Origin of the sequence: Bradyrhizobium genosp. P, from assembly GCF_049949265.1 — a bacterium.
Taxonomy (GTDB): domain Bacteria; phylum Pseudomonadota; class Alphaproteobacteria; order Rhizobiales; family Xanthobacteraceae; genus Bradyrhizobium.
On the sequence record NZ_CP188195.1, the window covers coordinates 2,061,814 to 2,075,684 of the forward strand.

Genomic DNA, 13,871 nt, shown 5'->3' on the forward strand with positions numbered 1-13,871 from the left:
CTTTACGCGCGCGCCTGGCCGCCGGATGCGGCAGCGAGCACGGCGTTGATGATCGGTTCATAGCCGGTGCAGCGGCAGATGTTGCCGGAGATCGCTTCGACGACCTCGGCGCGGCTCGGCTGCGGGTTGCGGTCAAGCAGCGCTTTCGCGGCCATCAACATGCCCGGCGTGCAGTAGCCGCACTGGGCAGCGAAGTTTTCGGCAAAGGCGCGTTGCAGCGGGTGCAGATTGGGGCCGTCCTTGATGCCGTCGAGCGTCTCGACCGAGCGGCCGGCAACCGTTTCGGCAAGCGTCAGGCAGGAGAGATGCAGTTCGCCGTCGATCAGCACGCTGCAGGTGCCGCAGCCGCCCTGGCCGCAGCCGAATTTCGGCGTCATGTCGCCGATCAGTTCGCGCAACGCGACCAGGAGATTGGTGCCGCCGTCGACGAAGATCGCGACGTCACGTCCGTTATGGCGAAACTGAAGGGGAGTCTTGGCCATGAGATCCTATTCCTGACCGGACAGCAGGCGATTGAGATGGACGCTGACGATTTCGCGGCGATACCAGGCGCTGGCGATCGCACTGTCGCTGGGCGAGGTGCCCTCGACGGCCGCCGCCGCGGCGGCATTGATGGTGGACGCGTCGAGCGGGCGTCCTTCCAGCGCGCGTTCGGCGGCGCGGGCGCGGATCGGGGTCGGTGCCATCGAGCCGAGCGCGACGCGGGCGCCGACAATACGGCTGCCGTTAACAGGCAAATACGCGGCGAGCGTGATCACCGCGCCGCCCTTGGGCTTGATCCGTGCAATCTTTCGATAGCGAAAGGCCTCGGCGTTGCCCGGCTTGGCAAAGGAGATCGCCAGCACCAACGTTCCGGCCTGCCGGTCACGCGATTGCAGGAATTCTTCGATCGGCACCTCGCGGCTGCCAAGCCCGCCCTGTACGGAGACGACAGCATCGAGCGCGAGCATCGCGACGGTGAAATCGCCATACGGGTTCGGCGCAAACAGATTGCCGCCGACCGTGCCCATGTTGCGGACCGCCGGTCCACCGATCGAACGGGCGGGGGCGTGCAGGAAGGTGAGGTCACGCTCGGCCAGGATGCGCGCATAGGTCACGCCGGCGCCGAGAGTAATGCGCGAGCCGCCGGTATCGATCCGCGTCAGTGCATGGTCGCTGACGCGCACGACGGTCGAGATCGAGATGTCGCCCTCGTTGAGCGCGCGCATCACCAGCGTGCCGCCACCGAGATAGCGCGCGCTGCGATCCGACGACAGCGCCGCCGCGGCCTCATTGGTGCTGGTGAAGGTCTTCACCGTGACGGGCATGATGTTATCCGCTTACGCGGCCTCCTTGAGGTGCCGGCGGATGGCTTCAAATCCGGCCTGGTAGATGTCTTCCGAGACCATATGCGTGATGCGGTCCCTATCCTCGGCGCGCGTCGTGAAACGCGATTCCCAATGCCAGAAGGTGCGGTCGCCATCGGTGACCGGCAGCAGGCGGACGTGCGCAACGTAATTGAACATCGGGATCGGCGTATCGAGCAGGCAATAGCTGAAGGATTGTTCCAGGTCGGACAGCGCCAGCAATTGCTCGCGCAGCTCCGCCCCGTCCTTCAGCTTGAACCTTCTGATACAGCCGATCTTGTCGGAGGGCTGCGCCCGTTCGATGCCGCTGGTCGCGACCGCCGGATGCCAGCGGTCATGGCCGTTGAAATCGCGCAGCACGGTCCACACCGCGTCGGTCGGCGCATCCAGGATCGTGCTCTTGACGATATGCGGCACAGCCTAACCCCCGAACGCGCGCTTCAGCGCGTCGAAGCCGCCCTGAAACACGCCGCCACCGATATTGTTGACGAGCTCGGCCTCGCGCTCCGGGGCGCAGTCGAACTCGGCCGTCCACTCCATGAACGTCTGGTCGCCATCGGTCACCGGTGTCAGGCGCAGCGTCGCGACATAGTTCTCGACCCCCATCGGCGATTCCAGGATCGAGTAGGTGCAGAACATGTCGTAGTCGGACAGCCCGAGCAGCTTCTCACGGATGCGGTCGCCGTTGCGCAGGCGGAAGTCGCGCACGCAGCCGATCTTGTCCGACGGCTCGCCACCCTCGATACGGCTTTCGCCGATCGCCGGATGCCAGTTCGGCAGGCCATTGAAGTCACGCACGCGGGCCCAGACGCGGTCGTTGCGGGCGTTGACGACGGTGGAGACGTAGACCCTTGCCATGACGTCAGCTCAATCCTTCTTGCGCGGCGTGCGCTGGGGGCGCGGCTCGCTCGGGCCTTCCGACGCCGCCGGCTTGGCATCGCCGCCGCCCTTCCGTGCGGACTCCTTGATGCCCTGCATGTCGCGCGCCTCGCGGATCAGGCCCGGCATTTTTGCCAGACTGCCGCCCTCGACACCGATATCCGCAAGCAGCGAGTCGATCAGCGGTGCCTGCACGCGGTAGCGCAACGCCGAGTCGATCACTTCGTCGGTGGCGCTGCGGCTGCCGCCGCCTCCGCCATTGCCGTTGAGGCCGTCGACCTGGAGGATGCGAATGCCCTCGATCTTCTCCATCGGCTTGACGCTCTCGCGCACGATGCCCTCGATGCGGTCGAGCAGCTTGCGGCGGAACAGCGAGTAGCGGGCCTGGTCGGTGAGCACGTTCTCGGCTTCGTTCAGCAGGCGCTGTGCCTCGGCCTCGACGGTGGCGCGCACCCGTTCGGCGCCGGCGGCGATCCGGGTCTCCTCGGCCTGCTTCTCGGCGAGCAGCACCTCGACGGTCTTGCGCCGCTTGGCAATCTCGCTCTCGCGCGCGGTGACGACGCGTTCGGCGGCCTCGGTCGCGGGGACCCGCGCATCCTCCGCCGCAACCTTGGCTGCGGATTCCTCGAGGGATTTTTGGTAAAGCGCGATCGCCTTCTCCATCAATGCCGTTTCGACGTCTTTCTCCCTGTTGACCTCGAGCTTGCGCAGGTCGCGTTCCCTGCCGATCCGCGCCTCGTCGAGGCCACGATCGGCGGCGATGCGGGCGCGTTCGACCTCCTCGCGCGCCGCGATCTCGGCCTCCTGCAGCGATTGATTGCGGGCGACCTCGAGCTGCTCGATCGCGCGTCGCCGCCCGATCCGCGCGGCCTCCAGCGCCTGCTCGCGGGAGACATCCGTGGTGTCGACCTCCTTGCGGGCCACGATCTCGGCCTGCTTGACTTGCCGGTCGGCATCGATGCGCTCCGAGCGCTTGGCGGCGAGCGCGATTACGCGCTCCTCGTCGGCAAGCTCGATCGCCTTCTTCTGGTCGATGTTGAGTACTTCGCGGGTCCGGGAGGAGGCGATCCGCTCGCTCTCCAGCGCCAGCTCGACATCGATGCGCTGCCGCTCGATGGCGTCGCGCCGCTTCAACTCGGCGGCCTCGATCGCCTCGGTACGCTCGATCTCGAGCCCGCGGGTCTCCTTCTCGGCGCGAATGCGCTGGGCGGCGACCGACCTCTCCTGCGAAATGCGTGCCGCTTCGATTGCTTCGCGCGAGGCGATGTCGGCTTCCTCGATCGTACGGGTGCGCGCGATCTCCAGCGCCCGAACGTGTTCCTCCTGAGCGATCCGCGAGGCCTCTGTGGCCTCGCGCGCCGCGATGCCGGCGATCTCGATCGCTTGGTTGCGTTCGATCTCGAGCTTGCGCGTGGTGTGCTCCGCACCGATCCGCTCCGCCGCTAGGGTCTTCTCGCGCGAGATACGAGCGCTTTCGACCGACTTCTGCGCCTCGATTTCCGCCTCTTGGATGGTCCGCACCTGCTGGATCTCCAGCGCGCGGGTGCGCTCGTCGGAGGCGATGCGCTCGACATTGACCGTCATGGTCTGGGTGATGCGCGCCTTTTCGGTGGCTTCCCGGGCCGAAATCTCGGCTTCCTCGACCGCGCGGGTACGCTCGATCTCGCGCCGGCGGGTCTCTTCCTCATTGGCAATGCGTGCGTCGGTCACGACCCGATCCTGCTGGATGCGGGCTTTCTCGATCGATTCGCGCGCGGAAATCTCGGCTTCCTCCACCGTGCGCATGCGTTCGATCTCGCGCTGGCGGACCTCGCGTTCCGACGCAATACGCGTGGTGTCGACAGAGCGCTGGTTGGCGATTCTGGCTTTCTCGATCTCCTCGCGCGCCAGCAATTCCTTTTCCTCGACCGCGCGGGTCCGCTCGATCTCCCGGTGCCGGGTCTCGCGTTCGGACGCGATGCGGGCTTCGGTGATGGCCTGCTCATTGGCGATGCGCGCCTTCTCGATCGTCTCGCGTGCCGTGATCTGGGCCTGCTCAGCCTCGGTCTCGCGGAGCGCGCGTTCGCGGGCCACTTCAGTGCGCTGCAGGGCGCGGCGCATCTCGATGTCGCGTTCCTGTTCGAGGCGAGCCGTCTCGCTCTCGCGTTCGATGTCCAGCGCCTGCCGCTCGGCCTCGAGGTTGCGAGAGCGGATCTTGATCATCGAGTCCTGTTCGATGTCGTTGCGCAGCTTGCGTCTCGCCTCGATGTCCTCCATCAGCCGGGTGAGACCTTCGGCGTCGAAGCGGTTCGAGGGATTGAAATATTCGAGATCGGTCTGGTCGAGGTCGGTGATCGCGACCGATTCGAGTTCGAGGCCGTTTTGCGCCAGCGCCTCGGAAGCGTTGGCCTTGAGGCGGGCGACATATTCGCCGCGCTGTTCGTGCATCTGTTCCATCGTCATTTCGGAGGCAACGGAACGGATCGCGGAGATGAACTTGCCGGAGAGCAGGGTGTGCAGCTGCGCCGGCTCCATGGTGCGCCGGCCCAGCGTGGCGGCGGCGATCGACACGGCTTCGCGGGTAGCCTGCACGCGGACATAAAAATCCGCCTCGATGTCGACGCGCATCCGGTCGCGGGTGATGACCGCGTCCTGCCTGGAGCGCACGATCCCCATTGGTAGCACGTTCATGTTGACCGACGTGTAATCGTGGATGAACGGCAGCACGAAGGCGCCGCCGTTGATCACCACCCGTTCGCCGAGGAAACCGGTGCGGACGAAGGAGACCTCCTTCGACGAGCGATGGTACAGCCAGTTCACGACGTAAACGATGATGATGATCGCGACGATCGCGACGATGAGCCAGAGGATCAATTCACCAGCCAGCATCCCGGACATCTCTTCCTCCTTTGGTCACGGCACCTATCGCGCGCCGATCGCCTTGAACTTGCGAACCTGTTCCGTCAGCGCCCGCTCCACCGGCAACCGCTCCATCGAGGAGGCGCCGTAGAAGCCGTGGCAGTTGCGGGTTTTCTTCATGATGAAATCGGCATCGGCCGGGTCCGCGATCGGACCGCCATGCGCGAGTACGATGATGTTGGAATTGACGCTGAGCGCGGCCTCGGCCCAGGCCTCGATGCGTGCAGGGCAGTCCTTCAGCTTCAGTGCGGTTTGGGCGCCGATCGTGCCGCCAGTGGTCAAGCCCATATGGCAGACGATGATGTCGGCGCCGGCTATCGCCATCGCTGCCGCCTCCTGTTCGCTGAACACGTAGGGCGTGGTCAGCATGTCCTTGTCATGCGCCTTCGCGATCATGTCGATTTCGAGCGCATAGGACATGCCGGTCTCTTCGAGGTTGGCGCGGAAGACGCCGTCGATCAGGCCGACGGTCGGAAAGTTCTGCACGCCGGCGAAGCCCAGCGTCTTGAGCTGGTCGAGGAACACGTCCATGTCGCGGAACGGATCGGTGCCGTTGACGCCGGCGAGCACCGGCGTTTTGGTCACGACCGGCAGCACCTCGCCGGCCATTTCCACGACGATCGCGTTGGCATCACCATAGGGCATCAGTCCGGCGAGCGAGCCGCGGCCGGCCATGCGGTAGCGGCCGGAATTGTAGATCACGATCAGGTCGACGCCGCCGGCCTCCTCGCATTTCGCCGACAGGCCGGTGCCGGCGCCGCCGCCGACGATCGGCTCGCCGCGTGCGACCATGTCGCGAAACCTCTTCAACAGCGCCGCGCGTTCAAATCTGGCCATGGGTCACCTCGCCACTCTGCGCCGTCCGCCGGCGCGCCCGAGCAGGGGACGGAACGCGCTGACGATGGCGGCGGTGAACTCGGGATCGTTGATGTTGCGCTTGACGCGGATGATCTGCCGGTTGCTGGTCTGGCGCACGGTCTGCTCCAGCGCGCGGAACAGCGCGATGTTGGCATCGGGATCCCAGAACGGCTGGCCCGGCGCGTCGAGGGCGGAGACGCCGCCCTCCGGCAGGAAGAATCGCACCGGCCCGTCCATCTGGTTCAGCTTCTCGCCGATCCAGTGGCCCATGCGCTCGTTCTCGTCGGGAGTGGTCCGCATCAGGGTGACCTGCGGATTGTGGACGTGGAATTTGCGCTGCCGATAGCGTTCCGGAATCGTGTCAGGTGCACCGAAATTGACCATGTCGAGCGCCCCGACCGAGCCGACGTAAGGCATGCGGCTGCGGATGATGGCGCCGAAGCGGTCGTCGGTCGCCGGGAACACGCCACCCATCAGGAGGTCGCAGACCTCGGTCGTGGTGAGATCGATGACGCCGGCGAGTTGCCCGGAATCGACCAGCTTCTCCATCGAGCGGCCGCCGACGCCGGTGGCATGGAAGACGAGGCACTCGAAGTCGTCGCGCAGGTCGGCGGCGATCTTCTGCACTGCCGGCGTGGTCACACCGAACATGGTGATGCCGATAGCAGGGAGATGAGGGCTCGCATCGCGCGGCTTTGCGGTTGGCTCGTCGAGCCGCGCCTTGACCATGCCGACCAGCGCGTTGGCGCCATTGGCGAGCACCGCGCGCGAGATCGAATTGAGGCCCTGCACGTCGGTTACCGAGTACATCATGGTGATGTCGGCAGGTCCGACATAGGCGCCGACGTCGCCGGAGGCGACCGAGGAGATGATGACCTTCGGCACACCGATCGGCAACGCGCGCATGCCCGGCGCGACCAGTGACGCGCCGCCGGAACCTCCGGCCGAGATGATGCCCGCGACGTTGCCCTGACGCCGCAACCATCTTTCGAATGCGTCCGCCATCGCCGTCACCGAGGCGCCGCGGTCGGCGCCGAACACGCTCGCGCCGCCGCGGCCGTGGTTCAGCGCAATCTCCTGCGCGGTGACGTCGCAGCTCGCCGCCTTGCCGCTGGTCGAGACGTCGACCAGGCGCGTGCGCAGGCCGCTATCAGCGACGATGTCGCGCATGAAGCGCAACTCCGCACCCTTGGTATCCAGCGTACCGACGACGAGAACGACAGGAGGACCCGACGTCCGGGATGCTGGCGGCTCGCGCCGCTGACGGGTCGCCTCTTCGAACCGAGTGACACCGGTCGACTGCGTCCGCGCCGCAGCTTCGATGCGGGCGATCGGCACCGGCTGCGACCAGCGCGTCGGCAACACAGGGTTGGAGACGTAGATGCGGACCGGCCCCTTGCGTATCGGTTGCGGGGCGCCGTCGGTCTCGGCCTTGGCCGGTGCGGCCTCTGCGTTGAGCTCGTCGACGCCATGCGTTCCGACGCCGAGCAGCCGCTGCTGCAACTCGCGGTCGGTGGCAAGCCGTGCCGACTCGATGATGCGGTTGACGCGGCCATTGACCATGATGGCGACATTGCGGGACACCGCCGTCGCGACGCCGATATTCTGCTCGATGACCAGGACCGCGATGTCACCCTCGTCGCCGAGATGCACCAGCATCTCCTCGACCTGCGCGACAATGACCGGCGCCAGGCCTTCGGTCGGCTCGTCCATGATCAGGAGGTGCGGATTGGTCAGCAGCGCGCGGGAGATCGCGAGCATCTGCTGCTCGCCGCCAGAGAGCTGGCTGCCGCCGTTGCTCTTGCGCTCGGCAAGGCGCGGGAAGGTGTCGTAGATCCGCTCGACGGTCCAGGGACCGCGCCGCATGCCGGCTGCAAGCTGCAGATGTTCATCGACCGTCAATGACCGCCACAGCCGCCGGCCCTGCGGCACATAGCCGACGCCGAGCCGCGCGATGCGCGCCGGGTTCAGGCGCGTGACCTCCTCGCCGCGGATCCGGATCGAGCCGCTGCTGGCGCGAACCAGGCCCATGATCGCCTTGCACAGCGTGGTCTTGCCCATGCCGTTGCGCCCGACCACCGAGAACACGCCGGTATCGAGCGTGAGATCTACGCCCTGCAGCGCATGCGAGTGTCCGTAATAGACATCGAGGCCCTTCACCTCCAGCGCAGGCGCGGTGCGGCGGTCATTCATGGCCCGCTCCGAGGTAAAGTTCCTGCACCTCGGGGTCGGACTCGATCTCGCGCGGCGGACCTTCCTTGAAGATGCGGCCGTTATGCATCATCGTCACGCTCTCGACGACGCGCAGCGCGACGTCCATGTCGTGCTCGATGATGATGTAGCCGATATGCGCGGGCAGCGAGGTCAGGATCTCGATCAGCTCGCGCCGCTCGGTCGGCGACAGGCCGGCCGCTGGCTCATCGAACAGGATGAAGCGCGGCGCGCCGGCGAGTGCCAGCGCGATCTCGAGCTGACGTTGCTGGCCGTGGGCCAGCTCGGCCACACGCTGGTCCTTCACGGCTGTGAGATGTACCGCCTGCACCAGCGTTTCGGTCGCGTGCATCAGCGCATCGTTCTGCCCTGGACGGAGGATCGAGAACCGGCCGCGCGACACGCCGCGGCACGCGAGGTAGACATTGTCCTGCACCGTGAGGCCGGGGAACAGCGCGGAAATCTGATAGGTACGGCGTAGGCCGCGGCGGATGCGCTCATAGGGTGGGAACTGGGTGATGTCCTCGCCGAAGAAGCGGATCGTGCCGGAGGAGGGCGGGAAGTCGCCGGTGATGCAGTTGAACAGCGTCGTCTTGCCGGCGCCGTTCGAGCCGAGCACCGCGCGGCGTTCGCCCGGCCGCACGGTGATGGTGACATCGGTCAGCGCCGCGAGCGCGCCGAACAGCCGCGTCACACCGCGCAGCTCCAGCGCCGCGCCGGCGCCAACCGTTGACAGGCGTTGCGCGACGCTATCCATGGCGGCCTCCGCCTGTGCGCATCGTCGTGGCTGTGCTGCTGCGGCGCCAGCGATCCCAAAGGCCGATCACGCCGTCCGACGACCAGAACACGATGGCGAGGAAGCCGAGCCCGATCAGGAGCCGGAAACGATTGCCGTCGAGCCCGAACTTGACCAGCAGGTCGATCGCGAAGGTGCGCAGCAGGACGAAGATCAGGGCGCCGATGAACGGGCCGATCGGCCGCGTGATGCCGCCGACCACGGCGATGATCAGGACGTCGATACAGGCGCCGACGCTGACCGAGCCGGGCGAGATCTGCCCGTAGTTCCAGACCTGCAGTACGCCACCGAGCGCGGCGATGAACGCCGCGAAGGCGTAGGCCGCGATCCGGTGCGCGTTGGTGTTGAAACCGAGCGCCGCCATGCGGCGGGGATTGTCGCGCACGCCCTGTAGCGCGAGGCCGAACGGCGCGCGCGAGACATACTGGACCGCGAAATAGCAGATCGCCGCGACGCCGAGGGTCACATAATAGAAGGCGATGTCGGAACGCCAGTCGACGCCCCAGAAATGCGGCGTCGCGACCGTGTTGATGCCGGTGTGGCCGTTGAAGATCGCCCAGTTCTGGTTGGTGAAATAGAAGAAGGCCGCGCCGATCGCCAGCGTGATCATGATGGTATAGATGCCCTCGGTGCGAACCGCGAGCGCGCCACCGAGCGTGCCGAACAGCGTCGCCAGCACCAGCGCCATCGGGGTCGCGAGCCACCACGGCCAGCCCAGGCTGATATTGGCGTTGCCGCTCACCCCGAACACCGCGACCATGTAGCCGGCAAAGCCCGCGATGGTGAGCTGCATCAGGCTGACCATGCCGCCATAGCCGGCAAGGAACATCAGGCTGAGCGCGATGATGCCCAGGATCAGCGTGGTGCCGAAGATCTCGATCAGGAAGAAGCCGTTGGCGATCGCCGGCATGATCACGAGGATCAGCGCGACCAGCCACGCTGCCGGGTTCTGCAGTTCCGGCCAGGCGCGGATGAAGGCACGCCGCGCCGCGGTTGCAGCCGGCTCCACGCGAAGCTGGGTGCTCTGCAACAGCGACATCTCATCGCCTCGCGAGCAGGCCCTGCGGCCGCACGGCCAGCACGAGCACCATGATCAGGAAGGTGACGACGATGGCGTAGGTCGGGATGTAGACCGAGCCGAGCTGCTCGGCGAGCCCGATGATGACGGCGCCGAGCGCTGCTCCCGGGATCGAGCCCATGCCGCCGACGATCACGACGACGAGGGAAGCGAGCAGGAAGCGGGTGTCCTCGCCGGGCGACAGCGACTGGAAGGTCCCTCCGACGACGCCGGCGATGCCGGCCAGCCCCGCGCCGAGCGCGAACACCAGCACGAACACCAGCTGGATCCGCACGCCGGTCGCGGCCAGGATGTCGCGATCGTCGACGCCGGCGCGCACGATCATGCCGATCCGGGTGCGGTTGAGTGCGAGCCACATCGCGACCCCGATCACGACGGATGCTGCGAAGATCACGAGCCGCACCAGCGGATATTGCAGATAGACCGGCTCGCCGGAGGATTTCACCGCTGACAGCAGCGGCAACTGGATGGGGCCGATCAGCCAGGCCGGGGTCTGGACCTGATAGAAATCGCCGCCGAACACCCAGAGCATCAGATCGGCGAACACGATCGAGAGCCCGATGGTCACCATGGTCTGCCGGAGTTCCTGTCCCTCCATGCGACGGAACACGGCGATTTGCAGGATCACGCCGAGCAGCGCGACGCCGATGAACGCGGCGATGAAGCTGAGGATCCAGGACCCGGTCCAGGTGCTGACGGCATAGCCGATATAGCCGCCGAACAAATACAGCGAGCCGTGCGCGAGGTTGACGTTGCGCATCAGGCCGAAGATCAACGTGAAGCCGCTCGCCACCAGGAAATAGAGCCCGCCGAGCGTGATGCCGTTGAACACCGCGTTGAGGAACACGCGCTTGCGGCCGATCGAGGCCTCCAGGCCCGGCGGCCAGATCGCAAACACCAGCCACAGCAGTACCGCGATCGCGATGATCACGATCAGCGCCCAGGCCGGATGGCGTTCGATGAACCGGGTCATCTCCGTCGCGTACCCTCATTCGCGACCGTCTGCGGGGCGCGTTCCTGGCATCCTAACGAGGAGAATGGCGGCGGATTTGATCGAGAGTATCTTTTATCGTTGCCGCGGAACCCGCTCAGGGACGCAACACCTTGGCGGCGCGGCGGTAATCGGTCGGGGCCATGCCGACATTGGCGGCAAAGAAGCGGGTGAAGCCGCTCTGCGAGGTAAAGCCGAGATCGAAGCCGATATCGGCGATCGGGGATTCGGTCGCGACCAGCGTGTCCAGCGCCTGCTCCATGATCAGCGTGTTCATATAGAGGTGCGGGGTGACGCCGGTCTGGGTACGGAACAGGCGGTAGAAATGCGGCCGCGACAGGCCGGAGGCCCGCGCGATCGAATCGAGCTCGATCTCGGCGCCGGGGCTTTCCGACATCAGCCTGATTGATTTGCGCACGCGGAAATCGGTGATCGCCGCCGCCGCGCGTGCCTCCTGCGCTGGTTCCGACGCCTGCCAGCTTTCCTCGTAGCAGGAATCGATCAATTGCCGCAGCTCGCAATCGAGGCTGCGCAGCGATGGCGCACCGCACACCAGCGCTGCGGTGCGGCGGATCAGCTTGTCAAGTGCCTCGGTGCGCGGGAAAAAGGTGCGGCCAAAGCGCAGGCTTTGCGCGTTCGCGGCCGTCGGCGCGAACCATTCGGCGTTGACATAGAGCACGAAGAAAATCGCGCCATGATTGACGTCCGACGGCAGGAAATTGTGCGGTTCCCAAGGGTTGACCGCGACGACGGAGCAGTCTTTGAGCAGGAAGCGCTGGTCGGAGACGTCGATCTGCGCCGGCGTTCCGCCGACATGAAAAATCAGGTGCCCTTCGCGGTGCGCATGCACGTTGAAGGGCCGGTTCAACTGATAGACCGTCGCGCGGCCGAACTGGCCGTGGAAGACGGCAAGGGCCCTGCTCATGCCTTCCCTCCCGCGGGATGTCCTTGTCTTTTCGACAAGCGTTCAACATCCGGGAAGGGAAAGCAAGGGTGAGCAGGGCTCCCGATGCAACCGCATCCGTCGGCCACGGCCGGCTTGCTCGCACTTGCAACAAATACGTCAGTACTTCTTGCACTCCGGAACCGTGCGGCTGGGCAGGCCGATCTTGGCGAACACCGCCGGATCGTAGCCCAGCGTCTGGTTGACGTTCGGGATCACCTTCACGACCTTGCTGAACAGCGCGCCCTTGCCGTCATCGACGACCTCGGTGACGAAATTGGTGCCGATCGCCTGCCGGTTGGAATCGAGCTTGATCTTGCCGTTGGGCGCGTCGATCTCGATCTTCGCCAGCGCGTCCTTGAGCTTGGCCTGGTTGTTGGAGAGGTCGCCATTGACCTGACGCAGCGCCAGGATCAGCGCCATGGTCGAGTCGTAATAGTTGGTGGCGAGCAGCGACGGGCTGGGGAAGCGTTTGGCCGGCGGGAAGGCGTCCTGATAGTCCTTGACGAATTTCTGCCAGTTCGGATCGTCCCAGGTGTCGGCTTGGCCGCTCGCGGCGAGCGTGCCGACCAGCGCGTTCTTGGCACTGCCCTTCGACGACAGGATGGTCTGGTCGATCATGATCGAGCCGCCCATCAAATGCGCCTTGCCGCCGGCCTGCTGGTACTGGTTGAGGAAGTTGACGGCGTCAGCGCCGCCGAGGCCGAGATAAATCGCATCGACGTCATCAGGCAAAGCGGCGATGACGGAGGCGAAATCCTTGGTGCCGAGCGGCACCCACTGCCGGTTCGTGATCTGGCCGCCGGCACCGCAGAACTCGAGCACCAGCCCGAATACCTGGGTGTAGATGAAGGAATAGTCCTCGCCGACGGTCGCGATCTTGCGATAGCCCTTGGTCTCATAGGCGTATTTGCCCAGGCCCACCTGCCATTGCGCACCGTCCATGTTGTAGCGGAAGAAATTCGGCGCCGGATCGACATAGGTGGCTTCCTGCGCACCGGAGGCGGCGTTGACGAAGGTCAGCTCGGGATGGGTCTTCGCGAAGTTCTTCACCGCGATGCCCTCGTCGCCCGACAGCGGCGACAGCAGGATCTGCACCTTGTCCTGCTCGATCAGCTTGCGCACCGCGCGCACCGCGGAGTCGGGTGTTGCATCGGTCGAGGCGACGACGAATTCGAGCTCCTTGTCGCCGATCTTCTTGCCGAGCACGTTGAGCGCGGTCTGGAAGCCACGCATGCCGTCCTCGCCGAGCACGGTATAGGTGCCCTCGAGCGTAGCGGTGACGCCGACCTTGATCTTCTCCTGAGCGAACGCTGTGCCCGAAAGCAACAGGCTGCTCAATGCAATCAATCCCACACGGCCTTTCAACATCGCTCTCCTCCCTGGTGTTTTCACCGGCGTCCGCTTTGATGCAATGGGTGCGAAGGTCCGGCTGTTACGCGCAAGGCTAGCCGATAGCGGGCACGACGCGGATGTCGTCACCCTCACGTGGTTTGACGGGCAGTCTCATTTTGATTGTTGCGCCGCAACGAGATAGGCGGCGCTAGGCCGAACAGCCGGTGCCGTCAGTCGCGAGAGCCGGTGTCATCACCCGCGCGCATGCGGGTGATCCGGTATTCCAGTGCGCGATGGGTTACGGCTTATACGTGCTCTCCCCGGTGAGACTGGGCTTGCTTGTCACCGCCATCAGCAGGGACGTTAATCCCTCGCTGATGAGACACCTGCCACTAGGGCGTCAGGCCTGCACGACTTCGCCGTCCGCTATCTGCCACGCTCGTCGATCGCAACATCGGCGTCCACCGCATCCCACCGCGCGTTCGTGACGATCGCGAGCGTCCCTCAATCGGGTGAGACGGGCAAATCTATACACT

12 protein-coding genes are annotated in these 13,871 nt (G+C 65.6%); all 12 read right to left on the reverse strand.

Translation table 11 applies throughout. The features are described from left to right. Window positions 1-2: 2 nt before the first annotated feature. Entirely contained in the window at window positions 3-482 is a 480-nt protein-coding gene (locus tag ACP2YO_RS10125) for a (2Fe-2S)-binding protein (RefSeq protein WP_426440737.1), read from the reverse strand. A 6-nt stretch (window positions 483-488) separates the two neighbouring features. Beyond that, entirely contained in the window at window positions 489-1,307 is an 819-nt protein-coding gene (locus ACP2YO_RS10130) for an FAD binding domain-containing protein (protein ID WP_426440738.1), read from the reverse strand. A 12-nt stretch (window positions 1,308-1,319) separates the two neighbouring features. Continuing rightward, window positions 1,320-1,763 carry an SRPBCC family protein gene (locus ACP2YO_RS10135; RefSeq protein ID WP_426440739.1) on the reverse strand — a complete coding sequence of 148 codons (444 nt, stop codon included), beginning with the start codon at window positions 1,761-1,763 and terminating at the stop codon, window positions 1,320-1,322. 3 nt (window positions 1,764-1,766) lie between these two features. Further along, complete coding sequence (locus ACP2YO_RS10140) at window positions 1,767-2,204, reverse strand: SRPBCC family protein (RefSeq protein WP_426440740.1); 438 nt, start codon at window positions 2,202-2,204, stop codon at window positions 1,767-1,769. Window positions 2,205-2,213: 9 nt separating this feature from the next. Then, window positions 2,214-5,102, reverse strand: coding sequence for a flotillin domain-containing protein (locus ACP2YO_RS10145; RefSeq protein WP_426440741.1), 2,889 nt, complete (start codon window positions 5,100-5,102; stop codon window positions 2,214-2,216). Window positions 5,103-5,126: 24 nt separating this feature from the next. Further along, window positions 5,127-5,960 (reverse strand): phosphoenolpyruvate hydrolase family protein, encoded by an 834-nt coding sequence (locus ACP2YO_RS10150; protein ID WP_426440742.1) that lies wholly within the window; start codon window positions 5,958-5,960, stop codon window positions 5,127-5,129. Between the two features lie 3 nt (window positions 5,961-5,963). Continuing rightward, window positions 5,964-8,174, reverse strand: coding sequence for an ABC transporter permease (locus ACP2YO_RS10155; protein ID WP_426440743.1), 2,211 nt, complete (start codon window positions 8,172-8,174; stop codon window positions 5,964-5,966). Beyond that, a complete protein-coding gene (locus tag ACP2YO_RS10160; RefSeq protein ID WP_426440744.1) occupies window positions 8,167-8,949 on the reverse strand; it encodes an ABC transporter ATP-binding protein in 783 nt (260 codons plus the stop codon). The genes ACP2YO_RS10155 and ACP2YO_RS10160 overlap by 8 nt, the downstream gene beginning before the upstream one ends. Beyond that, entirely contained in the window at window positions 8,942-10,027 is a 1,086-nt protein-coding gene (locus ACP2YO_RS10165; RefSeq protein WP_426440745.1) for a branched-chain amino acid ABC transporter permease, read from the reverse strand. Before ACP2YO_RS10165 ends, ACP2YO_RS10160 begins: the two co-directional genes overlap by 8 nt. A 1-nt stretch (window position 10,028) precedes the next feature. Beyond that, the gene (locus tag ACP2YO_RS10170) at window positions 10,029-11,039 is read right to left on the reverse strand and encodes a branched-chain amino acid ABC transporter permease (protein ID WP_426440746.1); all 1,011 of its coding nucleotides are present in this window, start codon (window positions 11,037-11,039) and stop codon (window positions 10,029-10,031) included. A 115-nt stretch (window positions 11,040-11,154) separates the two neighbouring features. Then, window positions 11,155-11,982, reverse strand: a complete 828-nt coding sequence (locus ACP2YO_RS10175) for a helix-turn-helix domain-containing protein (RefSeq protein WP_426440747.1) — start codon at window positions 11,980-11,982, stop codon at window positions 11,155-11,157. Between the two features lie 138 nt (window positions 11,983-12,120). Beyond that, window positions 12,121-13,371 carry an ABC transporter substrate-binding protein gene (locus ACP2YO_RS10180; protein WP_426440748.1) on the reverse strand — a complete coding sequence of 417 codons (1,251 nt, stop codon included), beginning with the start codon at window positions 13,369-13,371 and terminating at the stop codon, window positions 12,121-12,123. Window positions 13,372-13,871 lie beyond the last annotated feature (500 nt).

Excerpts from the sequence above, each read along its gene's own strand:
- ACP2YO_RS10150 (WP_426440742.1), bottom strand. The coding sequence starts at position 5,960 with ATGGCCAGATTTGAACGCGCGGCGCTGTTGAAGAGGTTTCGCGACATG.
- ACP2YO_RS10130 (WP_426440738.1), bottom strand. The coding sequence starts at position 1,307 with ATGCCCGTCACGGTGAAGACCTTCACCAGCACCAATGAGGCCGCGGCG.
- ACP2YO_RS10125 (WP_426440737.1), bottom strand. The coding sequence starts at position 482 with ATGGCCAAGACTCCCCTTCAGTTTCGCCATAACGGACGTGACGTCGCG.
- ACP2YO_RS10175 (WP_426440747.1), bottom strand. The coding sequence starts at position 11,982 with ATGAGCAGGGCCCTTGCCGTCTTCCACGGCCAGTTCGGCCGCGCGACG.
- ACP2YO_RS10145 (WP_426440741.1), bottom strand. The coding sequence starts at position 5,102 with ATGTCCGGGATGCTGGCTGGTGAATTGATCCTCTGGCTCATCGTCGCG.
- ACP2YO_RS10155 (WP_426440743.1), bottom strand. The coding sequence starts at position 8,174 with ATGAATGACCGCCGCACCGCGCCTGCGCTGGAGGTGAAGGGCCTCGAT.
- ACP2YO_RS10170 (WP_426440746.1), bottom strand. The coding sequence starts at position 11,039 with ATGACCCGGTTCATCGAACGCCATCCGGCCTGGGCGCTGATCGTGATC.
- ACP2YO_RS10140 (WP_426440740.1), bottom strand. The coding sequence starts at position 2,204 with ATGGCAAGGGTCTACGTCTCCACCGTCGTCAACGCCCGCAACGACCGC.
- ACP2YO_RS10160 (WP_426440744.1), bottom strand. The coding sequence starts at position 8,949 with ATGGATAGCGTCGCGCAACGCCTGTCAACGGTTGGCGCCGGCGCGGCG.
- ACP2YO_RS10180 (WP_426440748.1), bottom strand. The coding sequence starts at position 13,371 with ATGTTGAAAGGCCGTGTGGGATTGATTGCATTGAGCAGCCTGTTGCTT.
- ACP2YO_RS10165 (WP_426440745.1), bottom strand. The coding sequence starts at position 10,027 with ATGTCGCTGTTGCAGAGCACCCAGCTTCGCGTGGAGCCGGCTGCAACC.